The organism is Anaerotignum sp. MB30-C6 (assembly GCF_030908465.1).
GTDB lineage: Bacteria > Bacillota > Clostridia > Lachnospirales > Anaerotignaceae > Chakrabartyella.
In genome coordinates this window covers 2201679-2218434 of sequence record NZ_CP133078.1, presented here as the reverse complement: position 1 = coordinate 2218434, position 16756 = coordinate 2201679, and the positions used below count along the sequence as shown (strand labels likewise).

15 protein-coding genes and 1 riboswitch are annotated in these 16756 nt (G+C 40.6%); of the genes, 12 read left to right on the top strand and 3 right to left on the bottom strand.

From position 1 onward, the window contains the following. Window positions 1-73: 73 nt before the first annotated feature. From uvrB to RBQ60_RS10785, 5 genes are all read left to right on the top strand, one after another. Window positions 74-2053 (top strand): excinuclease ABC subunit UvrB, encoded by a 1980-nt coding sequence (gene uvrB / locus RBQ60_RS10805; protein ID WP_307883712.1) that lies wholly within the window; start codon window positions 74-76, stop codon window positions 2051-2053. A 29-nt stretch (window positions 2054-2082) separates the two neighbouring features. Then, window positions 2083-4917: an excinuclease ABC subunit UvrA gene (gene uvrA / locus RBQ60_RS10800; RefSeq protein ID WP_307883711.1), complete on the top strand. Its 2835-nt coding sequence runs from the start codon at window positions 2083-2085 to the stop codon at window positions 4915-4917. A gap of 160 nt (window positions 4918-5077) precedes the next feature. Further along, complete coding sequence (locus RBQ60_RS10795; RefSeq protein ID WP_307883710.1) at window positions 5078-5386, top strand: hypothetical protein; 309 nt, start codon at window positions 5078-5080, stop codon at window positions 5384-5386. Between the two features lie 155 nt (window positions 5387-5541). After that, entirely contained in the window at window positions 5542-6207 is a 666-nt protein-coding gene (locus tag RBQ60_RS10790) for a single-stranded DNA-binding protein (protein ID WP_307883709.1), read from the top strand. 17 nt (window positions 6208-6224) lie between these two features. Then, on the top strand, window positions 6225-6710 hold the full coding sequence (locus RBQ60_RS10785) for a cob(I)yrinic acid a,c-diamide adenosyltransferase (protein WP_307883708.1): 486 nt from the start codon (window positions 6225-6227) through the stop codon (window positions 6708-6710). Window positions 6711-7105: 395 nt separating this feature from the next. On the opposite strand, the gene dapB is transcribed toward RBQ60_RS10785, so the two are convergent. From dapB to RBQ60_RS10770, 3 genes are all read right to left on the bottom strand, one after another. Then, window positions 7106-7858, bottom strand: coding sequence for a 4-hydroxy-tetrahydrodipicolinate reductase (dapB, locus tag RBQ60_RS10780; protein ID WP_307883707.1), 753 nt, complete (start codon window positions 7856-7858; stop codon window positions 7106-7108). A 430-nt stretch (window positions 7859-8288) separates the two neighbouring features. Beyond that, window positions 8289-9173, bottom strand: coding sequence for a 4-hydroxy-tetrahydrodipicolinate synthase (gene dapA, locus RBQ60_RS10775; RefSeq protein ID WP_307883706.1), 885 nt, complete (start codon window positions 9171-9173; stop codon window positions 8289-8291). Between the two features lie 55 nt (window positions 9174-9228). Beyond that, a complete protein-coding gene (locus RBQ60_RS10770; RefSeq protein ID WP_307883705.1) occupies window positions 9229-10227 on the bottom strand; it encodes an aspartate-semialdehyde dehydrogenase in 999 nt (332 codons plus the stop codon). A 229-nt stretch (window positions 10228-10456) separates the two neighbouring features. After that, window positions 10457-10634: riboswitch (Lysine riboswitch) on the bottom strand. A 157-nt stretch (window positions 10635-10791) separates the two neighbouring features. On the opposite strand from RBQ60_RS10770, the gene RBQ60_RS10765 reads away from it, so the two are divergent. The 7 genes from RBQ60_RS10765 (at window position 10792) to RBQ60_RS10735 (ending at window position 16742) form a co-directional block, all read left to right on the top strand. After that, the gene (locus tag RBQ60_RS10765; protein WP_307883704.1) at window positions 10792-11019 is read left to right on the top strand and encodes a small, acid-soluble spore protein, alpha/beta type; all 228 of its coding nucleotides are present in this window, start codon (window positions 10792-10794) and stop codon (window positions 11017-11019) included. A gap of 47 nt (window positions 11020-11066) precedes the next feature. Next, the gene (locus RBQ60_RS10760; RefSeq protein ID WP_307883703.1) at window positions 11067-11825 is read left to right on the top strand and encodes a class I SAM-dependent DNA methyltransferase; all 759 of its coding nucleotides are present in this window, start codon (window positions 11067-11069) and stop codon (window positions 11823-11825) included. Window position 11826: 1 nt separating this feature from the next. Continuing rightward, complete coding sequence (hslO, locus tag RBQ60_RS10755; protein ID WP_307883702.1) at window positions 11827-12705, top strand: Hsp33 family molecular chaperone HslO; 879 nt, start codon at window positions 11827-11829, stop codon at window positions 12703-12705. Window positions 12706-12759: 54 nt separating this feature from the next. Next, window positions 12760-13200: an NUDIX hydrolase gene (locus tag RBQ60_RS10750; RefSeq protein ID WP_307883701.1), complete on the top strand. Its 441-nt coding sequence runs from the start codon at window positions 12760-12762 to the stop codon at window positions 13198-13200. 756 nt (window positions 13201-13956) lie between these two features. Next, window positions 13957-14283 (top strand): hypothetical protein, encoded by a 327-nt coding sequence (locus RBQ60_RS10745; protein ID WP_307883700.1) that lies wholly within the window; start codon window positions 13957-13959, stop codon window positions 14281-14283. Next, window positions 14270-16264, top strand: a complete 1995-nt coding sequence (locus tag RBQ60_RS10740) for a V-type ATP synthase subunit I (protein WP_307883699.1) — start codon at window positions 14270-14272, stop codon at window positions 16262-16264. The genes RBQ60_RS10745 and RBQ60_RS10740 overlap by 14 nt, the downstream gene beginning before the upstream one ends. Then, window positions 16257-16742, top strand: coding sequence for a V-type ATP synthase subunit K (locus RBQ60_RS10735; RefSeq protein ID WP_307883698.1), 486 nt, complete (start codon window positions 16257-16259; stop codon window positions 16740-16742). Before RBQ60_RS10740 ends, RBQ60_RS10735 begins: the two co-directional genes overlap by 8 nt. The last annotated feature ends 14 nt before the right edge of the window (window positions 16743-16756 follow it).

Genomic DNA, 16756 nt, shown 5'->3' with positions numbered 1-16756 from the left:
TTTGGCAAGATGGGCTAATTACCTTTATTTTGCAAATAGACGAACTTTTTTGGTTCCTACGGAGGTGAAAAAAATGAAATTTCAGGTTCATTCCCCATATAAGCCCACAGGCGATCAGCCAGAGGCAATTGAGAAGCTAGCAAAGGGCTTTCAGGAGGGAAAAAAATTTCAGACCCTTTTGGGTGTTACTGGTAGCGGTAAAACCTTTACCATGGCTAATATTATTGAAAAACTGCAAAAGCCAACCTTGGTCATTGCCCATAATAAAACTTTGGCTGCCCAACTTTATAACGAACTGAAAGAGTTTTTCCCTGAAAATGCAGTAGAATATTTTGTTTCTTATTATGATTATTATCAGCCTGAGGCTTATGTTCCCAGTACGGATACCTATATTGAAAAGGATTCCTCCGTTAATGATGAAATTGATAAACTTCGCCACTCGGCAACGGCTGCCTTAATTGAGCGAGAGGACGTAATCGTTGTAGCCAGTGTTTCATGCATTTATGGTTTAGGTGACCCTGAGGAATACTATGGCATGATGCTTTCTTTGCGTCCAGGCATGGAAAAAGATCGTGATGAAGTGCTGCGTAGTTTGATAGGAATGCAGTATGATAGGAACGATATGAGTTTTGAAAGAGGCACCTTCCGTGTACGGGGTGATGTGGTGGAAATTTTCCCCATCGGCTCATCGGAACACGCTGTTCGTGTTGAATTTTTTGGCGATGAGATAGATAGAATAACGGAAATAGATATTTTAACAGGGGAAATCTTGGGAACAAGGGCACATATTTCTATTTTCCCCGCCTCTCATTATGTAACGGCACCAGAAAAACTCCAGAAGTCTATTGAACGCATTGAGGTGGAACTAAAAGAGCGATTGGCAGAGCTTCATCGGGAGGACAAGTTGTTAGAAGCACAAAGATTGGAGCAAAGAACCAATTATGACATCGAAATGATGCGTGAAATGGGATTTTGTACAGGAATTGAAAACTACTCTCGCCATTTGTCCTTGAGGGAAGCGGGAAGCACACCGTTTACCCTTATCAATTTCTTCCCAGATGACTTTTTGATGATCGCCGATGAGTCTCATGTGTCCATTCCTCAGATTCGAGGAATGTATGAAGGGGACAGATCCAGAAAAAACACATTGGTGGACTTTGGGTTCCGTTTGCCCTCGGCTTTGGATAACCGTCCCCTGAAGTTTTCCGAATTTGAAGAAAAAATCAATCAGCTGTTGTTTGTTTCTGCAACGCCTTCTGTGTATGAAAAGGAACATTCTGAGGAAATTGCAGAACAAATCATCCGTCCTACGGGCCTTCTAGACCCTGAAATATCTGTTCGACCCATTGAAGGACAGATTGATGATTTGCTTTCGGAAGTCAAAAAAACAACTTCAGTGGGACAAAAGGTGCTTGTAACCACTTTGACAAAGAAGATGGCGGAGCGTTTGACGGACTATATGCGAGAGGCAGGCGTTCGAGTACGCTACCTTCATTCAGATATTGATACTTTAGAACGATTAGAGATTATTCGAGATTTACGAATGGATGTTTTCGATGTCTTGGTGGGAATCAATTTACTGCGTGAAGGCTTGGATATTCCTGAGGTTAGTTTGGTTGCTATTTTGGATGCGGATAAAGAAGGATTTTTGCGTTCGGAAACCTCTTTGATACAGACCATCGGCCGTGCGGCCAGAAATGCAGAAGGTCGGGTTATTATGTATGCTAATGTTATGACGGTGAGCATGGAAAGGGCGATTACAGAAACGAATCGCCGTCGTGGAATTCAAGAAGAATACAACGATGCCCATGGAATTACACCTCAAACCATACAAAAAAAGGTTCATGATATTATTCAAATTAGCAAAACAGCAACGGAGAAACAGAAATTCGGCCTGGATAAAGATCCTGAATCAATGAGTCAAGAAGAGCTGAAAAAACTGATTAAGAAGATGGATAAAGAGATGAAGCAAGCAGCAACGGAATTACAATTTGAGCGTGCCGCTGAGCTTCGGGATAAAGTTTTGGAGCTGAAAAAAATGTTAGAAGACTGATAGACGCAAGTCCACCATTAGGAGGAACTATGAAAGATAAAATTGTAATTCGAGGGGCGAGGGAACATAATTTAAAAAATGTAGACCTCACCATCCCAAGGGATAAAATGGTTGTATTTACAGGGGTTAGTGGTTCGGGGAAAAGTTCTTTGGCCTTTGACACCCTCTATGCAGAGGGACAGCGGCGTTATGTTGAGTCCTTGTCCTCTTATGCTCGTCAATTTTTAGGACAAATGGAAAAGCCCGATGTTGATTTAATCGAGGGGCTTTCTCCCGCTATTTCTATAGACCAAAAAACCACAAGCCACAACCCTCGCTCCACCGTAGGGACAGTAACAGAAATTTATGATTATCTACGTTTATTATATGCCCGTGTGGGAATACCTCATTGCCCAAAATGCGGAAAAGAAATAAAGAAACAAACCATAGACCAAATTGTAGATCGTATTCTAGAACTGCCAGAGCGGACAAAATTGCAGCTTCTTGCTCCCGTAGTTCGTGGTAGAAAAGGGGAGCATGTAAAGCTTCTGGAGGACGCCAAAAAAAGCGGCTATGTTCGTGTTCGTGTAGATGGAAATTTATACGATTTATCAGAGAAAATCGAGCTAGAAAAAAACAAAAAGCACACCATAGAGATTGTAGTTGATCGTTTGGTGGTAAAAGAGGGAATTCAAAAGCGTTTGACAGAGTCCATTGAAACGGTATCCACCTTGACTGGGGGTCTTCTGGTTGTGGACGTTAACCAAGGAGAGGATGAATTGATATTCAGCCAACACTTCTCTTGCCCTGATTGTGGCATTGATTTGATGGAAGTAGAACCACGCTTGTTTTCCTTTAATAATCCCAGTGGTGCTTGCCCAACTTGTACAGGTTTGGGAATGCAGATGAAATTTGACGAAAGCCTAATTGTACCAAATGATAGTTTAAGTATTTTAGGGGGAGCCATTGTTGCCCCTGGGTATAACTCCATTTCTACAAAAGACAGCATGAGCCGTGTGCTTTTTAAAGCGTTGTCTGAAAAATATGGGTTTTCTCTAGAGACTCCTTTTAGAGAGTTACCTGAAAAAATAAAGAAAATCATTTTCTATGGCACAGGAGGCGAGAAAATTCGCATTACCTATACCAATTATCGAGGAACGGGAACTTATGATTATGATTACGATGGCTTGATTAATAATTTACAGCGTCGTTATAACGAAACATCAGAATCCATGCGGGGGGAATATGAGGAATATATGACCAATATTCAATGCCCTTCTTGCCATGGCCATCGTTTACGTCCAGAAGTTCTTGCCATTACCGTAGGTGGCAAGCACATTTCCGAAGTAACGGAGCGCTCTGTTGAGGAAATTCAGAAGTTTTTCCAAGGCTTGGTATTGAGTGGTCGGGAAGAAATGATTGCCCAGCGTATTTTGAAGGAAATTAACGCAAGAATCGGTTTTCTTGTGGATGTGGGCTTGGAATATCTTACCCTTTCTCGTGCTGCAGGAACCCTTTCTGGGGGCGAAGCCCAAAGAATTCGTTTGGCAACGCAAATAGGCTCGGGCCTAGTTGGTGTTGTTTATATTTTGGATGAGCCGAGCATCGGCCTGCACCAAAGGGATAATGATAAGCTTCTGAAGACGTTGCAGCATCTGCGGGATATTGGCAACTCTTTGATTGTGGTGGAACATGATGAGGATACCATGTATGCGGCGGATTGCATTGTGGATATCGGCCCTGGTGCAGGCAAGGATGGGGGCGAGGTTCTTTGCGTTGGTAGTGTTCAAGACATTATGGCTTGCGTAGGTTCTGCCACTGGTGATTATCTTAGCGGCAGAAAGAAGATTGAAATGCCGAAAGAACGAAGAACTTTTGAAAAGGACCATGTAATTAAAATTCAAGGTGCCACAGAAAATAATTTGAAGAATGTAGATGTGGAAATTCCTTTGGGTGTTTTTACTTGCGTAACTGGGGTAAGCGGTTCGGGAAAGAGTTCTTTGGTTAACGAAATTTTATATAAGCGATTGGCTAGAGATTTAAACCGTGCAAAGTTCCGTGCCGGTGCCCATAAAGATATGGTAGGCCATGAAAAACTGGACAAGGTCATTGATATTGACCAATCTCCTATTGGGCGAACGCCAAGGAGTAACCCAGCCACCTATACAGGGGTTTTTGATATGATTCGTGATGTGTTTGCACAAACGACGGAAGCTAAGATGCGAGGCTATCAAAAGGGCAGATTTAGCTTTAACGTAAAGGGCGGCCGTTGTGAAGCTTGTGCGGGTGATGGTATTATCAAAATTGAGATGCACTTTTTGCCTGATATTTATGTGCCTTGTGAAGTTTGCCAAGGAAAACGATACAATCGGGAAACCTTGGAGGTAAAGTACAAGGGGAAAACCATTGCCGATGTGTTGGAAATGACGGTAGAGGAGGCTTTGGTTTTCTTTGAAAATATCCCTCGTATTAAGACAAAGCTCCAGACTCTTTACGATGTGGGTCTATCTTATGTTCAATTAGGACAGTCCTCAACCACCCTTTCTGGTGGCGAGGCCCAACGAGTAAAGCTTGCCACAGAGTTGAGTAAAAAAAGTACAGGTAAGACCATGTATATTTTGGATGAGCCCACCACAGGGTTGCATACAGCTGATGTTCATAAATTAGTACACATCATTCAACGTCTGGCAGAGGGCGGTAACACCATTGTGGTGATTGAGCATAACCTTGACGTAATCAAAACTGCAGATTATATTATAGACTTAGGGCCTGAAGGTGGTAATAAGGGTGGTGTTATTATTGGTCAAGGTACCCCAGAGGAAATCTGCAAGATAAGCCAATCTTATACAGGAAAGTATTTAAAAAGCGTTATGGAGAAGGGCTGAAGCAACAAAATTCGGTAGGAAAGTCGATTTTTTTGATTTTTCCTGCCTTTTTTGTTACAATACGTAAAGAAGGTTATTGCACAAAAGAAATGTTTATATTGACAAGTCGTTTAGAAATCATTACCATAAGGATATAAGATTTTATTAAGTGGAGGAAGGTATGGCCAAGGGAAAAGAACCAGTACAGGATTTTATACAGACAAGTAAAAGGGTAGCCGATTTATTTGGCTGTGAGGGAGATTTCTTTTTAAAGCCTCTTTTAGATTTGGAGTGGACAGTACGTCAGGATGACGATTTTTACTTCCTCTGTTATTGGTTAAAAGACGACAAAAAAGTTGAAGCGGTAATTGTGAAGAAAAATGGGGAACCATTGATTTATAAAACTAAAGATTACTCTATGGTCGTAGCCATTGATTGTGTAAAGATAGGGTTTGTTTTCCGCAACGGAAAAAATGTTTCTGAACACTAATGTGGATGGCTAAGGCTGCGACAAACGTACCCGAAGAAGGTCTTGTGAGTTTTTTTCCATTCGGACTTCTAAAGGTTTGTTTTTTTGCGTAAACTGAAATACAGAAGGAAGCAATGTCGGTGTAAAAAAATCGGCATAGAAAAGGGGAGAAAGCGATGCATATGGATGGATTGCCGGAAAACAACAGTGTTGCCATTGCCGGTAAAATCGTGGGAGAGTGCGTATTTAGCCACGAGGTTTATGGAGAAGGCTTCTATACGTTTAAAATAGCATCTGAGCGCCTTAGCGATCAGGCTGACGTCCTTCCGATCACCGTTTCGGAACGATTGATAGACAAAAAGCAACTGAAGTTAGGTATATGTGTTGATGTTTTGGGACAGCTTCGTAGCTATAATAACTATAATAGCAAAAAGAACAGGTTAGTTCTGACTGTTTTTGCCAGAGAGATACGTATTTTGGAGGAAGAAGAAAAAAAGAATGAAAATCAAATTTTTTTGAATGGATTTATCTGTAAAGAGCCAATTTATAGAAAGACGCCTTTTGGCCGTGAAATTTCAGATATTTTAGTTGCGGTAAATCGTGCTTATAATAAATCCGATTATATTCCATGCATTGCATGGGGTCGTAATGCAAGGTATATGGTAAACCTTAAGGTAGGGGCAAACATTAAGGTTTGGGGTAGAGTGCAAAGTAGAAATTATCAGAAAAAAATGGGTGATATAATCGAAGAACGTGTTGCCTATGAAGTGTCCGTTTCTAAGATTGAAATACCTCATCCCGATGAAAATACGAATAGTGTTGAAGAAACTACCGAAGAATAACAGGAGTTGAATGATAAGTGAGACGAGGACAGATTTCCGTTTATTATGGCGCAGGCAAGGGGAAAACTTGTGTGGCTGTGGGTAGAGGCTTAAGAGCTATTGGTGACGACTTGCGCGTTGTGATGATACAGTTTATGGATTATCATAATAATAAAGAAATCGAGCTGTTAAAAAAGCTAGAGCCTGATTTCCGCATTTTTCGTTTCGAAAAAAATCGTGAAGAACAAGAGATTGATGAAAATGTTCTTAGGGAAATTAGTGGAGAAATTAAAAATGCCTTCAATTTTGCTAGAAAAATTGTGGATACAGGGGAATGTGAAATGCTTCTTCTGGATGGAGTTTTGGAGTGTATCCAAAAAGGATTTTTATCTGCAGAACAATTGGAGGAGTTGTTGAATAGGCGTCCTGATTTCATGGATATCATTCTCACAGGGGATGCGCTACCGCCAACCATTGCAGAACACTCCCATTGTATTTATCAAATCAAAGCAGAAAAACAGTAAATCCTGAAGAGGTTTGTCTTTAGGAGCTGTTCTTTTCGTGCACTGTTTTTATGAGAAATGGTTCTTCTTTTGCAAAAAGACGAAGACATTCATTGTTATGGTATAGAAATTTGGAAAGGTCTCTACCTATTTTGGTTAGGCCTTTAAATCGTCTTTAGCGATAATCAAAAGTCTCCCGTCAGTTTGACGGCGGACTTTTTTTGTGCACGCCAGAACCAATCTCGGAGGCTTCTAGGGGGGATAAATATGATTCCTTAGAAATATGATGGAGTAGTGCCTGCGAAAGTAGGGGATGCTGCCAGATAAGCAAGGGTAGGCTCTGTATTCTTAGATGAAATTTGCAAAAAAAACCGTAGGAAACCAAATTCCTACGGGTTAAATAATTAAAAACTTTTTTACGCCAATACGTCCTTCATAGAATAAAGACCAGCTTTTTGAGATGCAAGGTACTTTGCCGCTTTAACAGCCCCCACGGCAAAAACTTCACGAGACGTAGCACGGTGTGTTAATTCAATTACTTCGTCTCTGCCAGCAAAAATTACGTCATGGTCGCCTACAATATTCCCGCCACGTACTGCATGCATCCCGATTTCCTTGCGTTCTCTTTTCTCGCTAGTTTGAGAGCGATCGTAAACATAATGAAATTGTTGATCCATTGCCTCATTCATTGCATCTGCCAATGCCATGGCAGTGCCGCTAGGGGCATCGATTTTTTGATTATGGTGTTTTTCTACAATTTCAATATCAAAGTTTGCATCATATAAAATCTGTGCTGCTCTTTGAACCAAGTCTAAAAGCAGGTTTACGCCGATAGACATATTGGCAGATTTTAAAACTGCAACACTTTTTGAAGTTTCTTCCAATAACTCCATGGTTTCGTCGTTAAGGGCAGTGGTGCAAACGACAATGGGGATATTTTTTGCTTTTGAAAACTCTAATAAAGCTGGTACAGCTGTTGCTGTTGAAAAATCAATAATTACATCTGCCTTTACGCTACACTCAGCAGGGCTAGCAAATACTGGGAAATCGGCCTGAGGAATTCCTGGATCAATGCCTGCAACGATTTGGCAAGCATCATCATTGGCAACAATTTCAGCTACGACACGGCCCATTTTTCCGCCGCAGCCGTGCATAATAATATTAATCATATCGTACACTCCTTTAAAAACCTTTATCTTGGCTTTTCAGTTGGAGCACGAATCTCTCCATAACTCTAATTAAAAAGCCTGTTCTTCTCACTGACTCGTGTTTGTCAGCCCATCGATAGTAGTCAAAACATATAGATTGATTATTAATGCTTATCACAGTTTAAACACCTTTAAACTCTGGAGTCACCAACTTAAATGAATAGGAATTTTGGTAGATGAAGAAAGCTGAGGCATTTAATTGAGACGAAATCGCTATTGCTTTTGTTACATCGAAACTAGGCAAAGACAAACATTCTATATAGATTCAAAAGCTGTGAAGACAATCCCCTCTATTTTATCATATAACGGCCTGTCCTTGCAAAGTTTTGTATGCTAGATTATTGCCTGTTAAAATGCGGCAAAGAAATATTCTTTGCCGCAAGGATTTTTTTTATGAAATCAAACCGTAGTTTTGCATGGCTTTCTTCAATGTTTCTAAGTTGTTGTCCTCCATAGCGCAAAGAGGCATGCGGCAAGGGCCAACTTCATATCCCATTAAATCCAAAGCTGCTTTAACAGGAATGGGGTTTACTTCGCAGAACAAGGCGGAAATTAAATCGATGGCACCCAATTGCAATTCAATCGCACCCTTTATATCGCCACTCAAAAACTTCGCAACCATATCATGGGTTTGCTTTGGTGCAACGTTACCAAGTACGGAGATAACGCCTTTGCCGCCCAAAGAGAGGATGGGCAAAATTTGGTCATCATTACCGCTATAAAGATCAAAATCCGGACCAATCAAAGCTGCAATTTCAGCAACCTGAGATAAGTTACCGCTTGCTTCTTTTAGAGCAACAATATTTTTAATTTTAGAAAGCTCTAAAACTGTTTTTGGTGCAATATTGCATCCGGTACGGCCGGGAACATTATACAGAATAATAGGAATAGAAATGCTTTCTGCAACTGCAGTGTAATGCAGAATCAAGCCTTTCTGTGTTGCTTTATTGTAGTAAGGGGTTACCAATAAAACGCCGTCAGCCCCAGCTTTTTCGCAGCCCTGTGCAAGGTCGATACAGTGGGCAGTATCGTTGCTACCTGCACCGGCAATAACGGGTACACGACCGTTTACGACTTCTGCTGCATAGCGTACGCATTCAATTTGTACTTCATCGCTCAAAGTGGACGCCTCGCCCGTTGTTCCGCAAATAATGATTGCGTCGGTGTCGTTGGCAAGCTGGAACTCAATGAGTTCTTTCATTTTTTCAAAATTAACAGTACCGTCGGGAAATGTAGGTGTGACCAAAGCTACACCTGCGCCTGTAAAGATTGACATAATGCAAGCACCTCCAAATTTGTCTTCGTGTTATATAGTTATGCGTGGTTCTTCGTTATGCGTTCATCTTTTTGATAATTTCTTCTGCAATCTGCACTGCGTTTGTTGCGGCACCTTTACGGATATTATCAGCAACAACCCACAGGTTAATGCCGTTATCCACACTCTCGTCACGGCGAACACGGCCGATAAAAACTTCGTCCCGCCCGGTTACACTTGCAGCCAGAGGATACTCGTTGTTTGCAGAATCGTTTAATAAAACGATACCAGGAGCATTTTTCAATGTTTCGATTAATTCATCTAATTCAAAGGGTTTTTCAAACTCCAGGTTGATGGACTCACTGTGGGAGTTAAAAACAGGCACACGTACGGTGGTAGCTGTTACTCTCATGTTATCATCATGAAGAATTTTTTTGGTTTCGTCTATCATCTTCATTTCTTCTTTTGTATAGCCGTTTTCTAAAAACACATCAATGTGTGGCAAGCAGTTATTTGCGATGGCGTGGGGGAACTTCTTAGGTTCTTCGCCCTTTAAACCATTTTCAAGATCTGCCCAGCCAGCAAGGCCAGCGCCACTAACCGCCTGGTATGTGGAGTATACAACACGCTTAATTTTATATTTTTCATCTAAAGGTTTTAATGGTACCATTGCCTGAATGGTGGAGCAGTTAGGATTTGCAATGATATTTTTGTGCCAAGAGAGGTCTTCGGGATTTACCTCGGGCACAACCAAAGGAACTTCAGGATCCATACGCCACTGAGAGCTGTTATCGATGACGATACAGCCATGTGCAGCAGCGATAGGAGCAAATTTTTCACTTGTGCTGCCGCCTGCGGAAAACAGAGCGATATCGATAGGTTTATCAAAAGAATTTTCTGTCAGTTCTTCAACGACATAATCTTTTCCGTTAAAAGAGATTGTTTTACCAGCGGAACGGCTGGAAGCCATAACGTAGAAATTTTCAATGGGAAGCTGTCTTTCTTCTAAAATCTTTAAAAATGTTCTACCTACCATACCTGTTGCGCCAACAACTGCCAAATTGATTTTTTTCATTTTAAAACTTCCTTCTTTCTATAAATTATATAATCTGAGTATAAGCGAAGAAGATAAAATTTTGTGGTGCAAAGTGACCAAATAAGTCAGATATTTTTATGCAATTTTCTTCGCTGCTTGTAGTAATTATGTGTTCCAAAGTTACGGTTTTTTGCCGGAAAATAAAAAAGAGCCGGCAAGCGCCGACTTCCAAATTTTGCATACGACAAAAAGTAGTATTGCAGAAACTTAGTCTTGTAGCGCTCCATTGGGGGTACCAATGACAGTTGGACGGTTATTAACCGGACAACCAGAAGAAAAAAGATAAGGATTTTTTCCTCTTCGGCGTTTACCCCTTTCGGCGGACGTCGTTTATCCCTTATGATATTCGCCCGCGTACTCCTGAAAAACGCACCTCTACTCTTAGAACTATTTACTTAATTCATAGTCTACCATCAGAAATATAATATGTCAATGGTTTTCAAGGAAAGACATTGTTTTTTTTGGTGTGGACAAAATAATGAAAAATATTATAAAAAATAGGCAATACTTCTTGAAAGAATATATACGAAAGGGGATTTTTTTATGGGTCAGAAAAAAGAATTATCAGAGACAGAAAAACGTGATATTGTCATGAAGTACGAAATAGCCGAGGAATTGGGTTTACTTGAAAAAGTGGAGCAGGTAGGGTGGAAAGGGCTAACGGCTAAAGAAAGCGGGCGCATTGGCGGTATTATGGGGAAGAAAAAAAGAGATGCAGTGGCAAAGACCACACCTAAAAGTCCTTGCAATACAACAAAGGAAAAGCTATAATAAACTAATGTTGCAATACGGAATTTTATGGTATAGGAGAAACGAAGATGGTAGCATATGAGGGTTTTGCCTCCGTATATGATATGTTTATGGAGGAAATAGACTATCCTGCATGGATTCAGTATGTTCAAGACACATGGAAACGCCTTGGTATAGTGCCCGAAACTGTGATTGATTTGGGTTGTGGAACGGGGAACATCTCTATTCCTTTGGCAAAGGCGGGATATTCTGTTATGGGAGTTGATATTTCCGAGGAAATGCTGGCAGAGGCACAAAGAAAAGCTTTGGTTCAAGGGCTTTCCATACCCTTTTTTTGTCAGGATATGGTGGAGATGGAGTTGCCATATCATGTGGATTGTGTTTTAAGTTTATGTGATAGTTTGAACTATTTAACGGAGGATGGGGAGCTATCCGCCGCATTTTCTGCTGTCCGAGAGCATCTAAACCCAAAGGGACTTTTTCTGTTTGATATGAACACCAAATATAAATTTCAAGAGGTTTTTGGGGACAAAACCTATGCAGCAATGACCGAAGATGCTGCGTATTTTTGGGAGAACTCCTTTGATAAGGAGGATCAGATAAACGAATATTATGTAAGCTTTTTTATCCGTCAGAAAAACAAAGAAACCTATGAACGACTTGAAGAATACCATTACGAAAGGGCTTATAGCCTAGAAGAGGTAAAAAGCTGTCTTGAAGAAAATGGTTTCAATTTATTAAATGTGTATGACGGATATCGTTTTGAGCGAGCAAAAGAGGATAGCCAACGCTATTTTTTTGTGGCGCAATTGAAGGAGGAAATATAAAATGAATGACTATATTGTAAGAGCAACGGCTGGCGGTGGCAGTATCCGTGCCTTTGCGGCTACAACCAGAGAAATGGTGCAGCATGCCAGAGAGGTTCACCACACTTCTCCTGTGGCTTCTGCGGCCTTGGGGAGAATGTTGACGGCGGCGGCGATGATGGGAAGCATGTTAAAGGGTGAAAAGGATTTGGTTACCCTTCAAATTAGAGGCATCGGGCCTTTAAAAGGGGTCGTAGTGTCCGCTGACAGCCGTTGTAGGGTAAAAGGATATGTATTTAACCCGAATGTTGATATCCCCTCTAAATACCCTGGAAAATTGGACGTAAGCGGTGCCATTGGCCAAGGGTATATGAGTGTAATCAAAGATATTGGTATGAAAGAGCCCTATGCAGGGCGTATTCAGCTTGTTTCTGGGGAAATTGCGGAAGATTTAACTTATTACTATGCCCAGTCTGAGCAAACACCTTCAGCGGTGGGCTTGGGTGTATTGGTGGATACAGATACTTCCATTCGCCGTGCTGGCGGGTTTATAATTCAGCTTTTGCCCGATGCAACAGAAGAAGTGATTTCTAAACTGGAACAAAGATTAAATGCAATTCCTTATGTAACAGATTTATTAGATATGGGACAAACGCCAGAGGGGATTTTAGAAATGATTCTCGACGGTTTGGATTTGAAAATTTTAGACAAAGTTCCAACAGAGTTCTACTGTAACTGCACAAAAGAAAGAGTAGAAAAAGCTTTAATTAGTATTGGCAAAGAGGAACTAGAGAAGATTGTTTTTGAAGATAAAAAGGCAAATTTACATTGCCACTTCTGCAGTAAAGAATACGATTTTACTGAAAATGAATTGAAAAAACTTCTGGAAGAGGCAAAATAAGTGTCAAGACAAGCTATAATTAAATAGGTAGAAACAGAGAAAGGAGGTGAGCCCATGAAACGAGATTTTGCTATTGCGGTAAAGGCGGTAATTGTAAAAGAGGGAAAGGTCTTGGTTCTATCCAGATCCCGTGATGAAATGGAGTGCAGCTATATGAATAACCATCAAAAGTGGGATCTGCCCGGCGGTGGTTTGCATTTTTATGAGCGTAGTCAGGATGGTTTGCAAAGGGAAATCAAAGAAGAAACCAATCTGCAGGTTTTTGTGGGTGAGCCTATTTCTCTTTTTGATGTCATTAAAAACCATATTCATTTGTGCATCTTTACATACTCCTGCCGTTGGAAAGAGGGAGAGGTTGTTTTGAGCAGTGAACACGAAAGCTATTCTTGGATGAGCGAGGAAGAAGTTTGTGCAAGTATGTTGCCGAGTTGGATGAAAAGGGACCTATTACGTGCATTAGCTAGGGATGCTTATATGATTGATGGGAAACAGTAGGCTTAGATGGGAAATCTAGGTCTCTTTTTTGAATGATTAAATGGGTTAATAAATTTAAATTCCCTTTTATGCGGGTTGCTGAAAGCGTCTGTAATTTTATCACAGATTATTTTTCCTGTAAGAGGTATGATATAAAGTAAAGTAACACGTTTTCAGTTAGTCATTCCATGAACGGAGTAAAAAATATTTCATTTTTGAAATGTTAGAAGGGGAAAACAAGGAAAGTCATATATAAAATTGCACAAAAAAACATTTTATATTTTGTGCAATTGGTATATGTATGAAAAAGTTATAGTGTGGATATTGCTAGTAAAAAGATTTGGGCACTAATAAATCGCATGCAAACTACCGTTTGCAAAGCCTGTAAAACTCAATACAATGGTTAAAATTAAAAAATGATACTGATTTTAATTTAACAATTTTCAATTAGGACGATAAAATAGTACCGTTTTATAGAGGAGGAATGGGTTATTGACAATACTAGGTAAATAATTTATTATTTAAACTGAGGTATGTTTTAGATTAAGTACATACTGGGCGGAGTCACAAAAAAACGATTGTTTTTGGTTGAATTTTCGCAGACAAACTAACCTAGTTTTCTATTATTAATAGGAAAAAGGAGAGTGTTTAAGGTGGAACCTCGTCTTTTTTTAGAAAAAGCAGTGTTATAAGTTTAACAAAAAGAGGTTCGTATCCTAACAGAAGTGTAAACTATACAATTTGTTTATCAAATTGTAAACAAGAGAGGTGATGGTAATGGCTTATGAGATCCTGAGAAGCATCGTAGAGGCTGAAGAACGAGCTGGTCAGATCGTAAAGCAGGCCACTGAAGACGCGGAAGCTTTAAAAAAGGATGCGCACAAACAAAGGGAAGTGCTATTGCAACAGGTACAACAGCAAGGCAAAGAATTGATGGAACTCGTTGCAAAGCAGGCAGACGAAGAGAGTCGCGTCGAAATCCAGAACATTCAAAAGGATACGGAAATCGCTTGTTCACAAATCAAAGAACAGGCGGAACAAAAGAAAGAAGAAGCTATTCAGGCAGTAATTGGAAGGGTTGTGGGAGCATATGGCAGTCGTTGAAATGCGAAAGCTTACTGTCATTGGTCTAAACTTAGGACGTACCCCTTTTCTTCACGAATTAATGAACTTGGGGGTTGTGGAAATCAACTCTCAAGAAGGCGTTGTGAATGACGAAGAATGGATGCCTGATATTTTTAGAACCAGTAACAGTGCGGATGTTTTACGTCTGGAAGCAGACATTGCCCGTGTTAGCACTGCAATTGAGGCAATTAATCGTTACGATACAGGGAAAAAGCCATTATTCCATGTCCGTGAAGAAATCGTTCGTAAGGACTTTATCAATCATATGAATCGAACGAAAACAGAAACGGAAATGAACGTGGATATGGCGGTTATGTGTGATAAGCAAATTGCAGATGGGCTAAATGAAAACAATCGTTTAAGAGGTGTTATTACAGGATTAAAACCTTGGGAAAATTTGGATTTACCTTTGGAAATGAAAGAAACCAAATGTTCCGCAGTAATTCTTGGAACGGTTGGTATTAAAACAAAGTTTCAAGATTTATTACAGGTAGTATTGGAAAAAGCACCTTCGGCAGTTGTACAACAGGTTAGTACGGATGTGCAGCAGATTTATATTTCCATTATTTGCTTAAAAGAAGAACGGGAAGAGGTTTATGAAGGTCTTAGAGAGTTTGCCTTTAACCCCATTTCTTTTGGAGAACATATGGGAACCCCGAAGGAAGCAATTAAACAATACGAAATTGAAATTGAAGAAAATGAGCAAAGAGTACGTGCCAAAGAGGCGATTTTAACAGAATTGTCTCCGGCAAAAAAGAATATCCAATATCTCTATGACAGCTTACATATGCGTCGGGATAGAGCAAAAATCGTTGGCGATATGCTTAGTACAGAGATGGTATTCTACTTTGATGGCTGGGTGCCCAAGCAGGCGCAGCCAGAGGTTGAGGAACTTTTAAAGAAATACGAATACTATTACGAAATAAAAGAGCCAGAGGCAGACGAGGAAATTCCTGTGCTTCTTCAAAATGGTGGATTTTCAACTCCTTTCGAGGCTGTTACAAATATGTACAGTTTGCCATCTAGGAATGACATTGATCCAACAAAGCTTTTAGCACCATTTTACTTTTTATTCTTTGGTATGATGCTTAGTGATGCGGCTTACGGTATCATTATGGCGGCAGGCTGTTGGTTTATATTGAAGAAATTTAAGCTTGAAGGTATGACTTATCGCATGATAAAGATGTTCTTCTACTGTGGCATTTCCACTTTTATGTGGGGTGCACTGTTTGGCGGGTGGTTTGGCGATTTCTTCACGGTGGCAGCGAAAACCCTATTCGATGTTGACTTCGTAATCAAGCCAATTTGGTTTGACCCTTTAACAGAACCTATGAAATTATTAATTTTCTCCCTTATTTTGGGTGGTGTTCACCTATTTGTGGGTATGGGTATCCAAGGCTATATGTCCATCAGAGACGGCCATCCTTTGGATGCGTTGTTTGATATCGGTCTTTGGTACATTTTATTAATCGGTTTGGTTCTGTTTGCCATTGGTGGTAGCGTAGGCCCCACACTGGTTACAGTGGGTAAGGGCATGTCTATTGTAGGTGCGGTAGGTATTCTATTGACCGGCGGTAGAAAGAAAAAAGGCGTTCTTGGCAAGATCACAGGTGGTCTTGGCAGCCTTTACGGTATTACCAGCTATTTATCGGATGTTCTTTCCTACTCTAGACTTCTTGCATTAGGTTTGGCAACAGGCGTTGTTGCAAAGGTAATCAACACCTTGGGTTCCTTAGCGGGCGGTGGAGTGAAGGGCGCAATTGTCCTGCTTTTAGCATTCGTAATCGGTACATTATTTAATATTGCAATCAATGCCCTTGGTGCCTTCGTTCACTCTTGCAGATTGCAGTATGTAGAATTCTTCGGAAAATTCTATACCGGTGGCGGCAGAGCTTTTGCACCTTTTGAAAGAAAAACGAAATATATCAAGATACTCAAGGAGGAGAATAATAATGGTTGAGAGTTTATTTAGTGGTGAATTTTTAGCGTTATCGGGTGCAGCGATTGCTGCTCTTGCAGGTATAGGTAGTGCGATTGGTGTTGGTGTTGCTGGTGAAGCGGCAGCAGGTGTTGTTTCTGAAGATCCTAACAAATTTGGCCAGGTTCTGTTGTTACAGGCGCTGCCTGGTACACAGGGTATTTACGGTTTGTTGATTGCGTTCTTGGTAATGGTTAAAGTAGGTCTTTTGGGTGGCGATGGCATGATTGAATTATCCATGATTCAGGGTGCAGGCATTTTTGCAGCAGCGTTGCCTATTGGCTTAGTTGGTATCTTCTCTGGTATTGCTCAGGGTAAGGCAGCAGCAGCAGGTATTATGCTGGTTGGTAAGAAACCCAGTGAGTTGGCAAAAGGTATGCTTTTCGCAGCGATGGTAGAAACATATGCGGTATTGGCTCTGCTTGTTTCCTTCCTGATGCTCAACAGCATCCAGGTATAATTAACTTGAAAGAA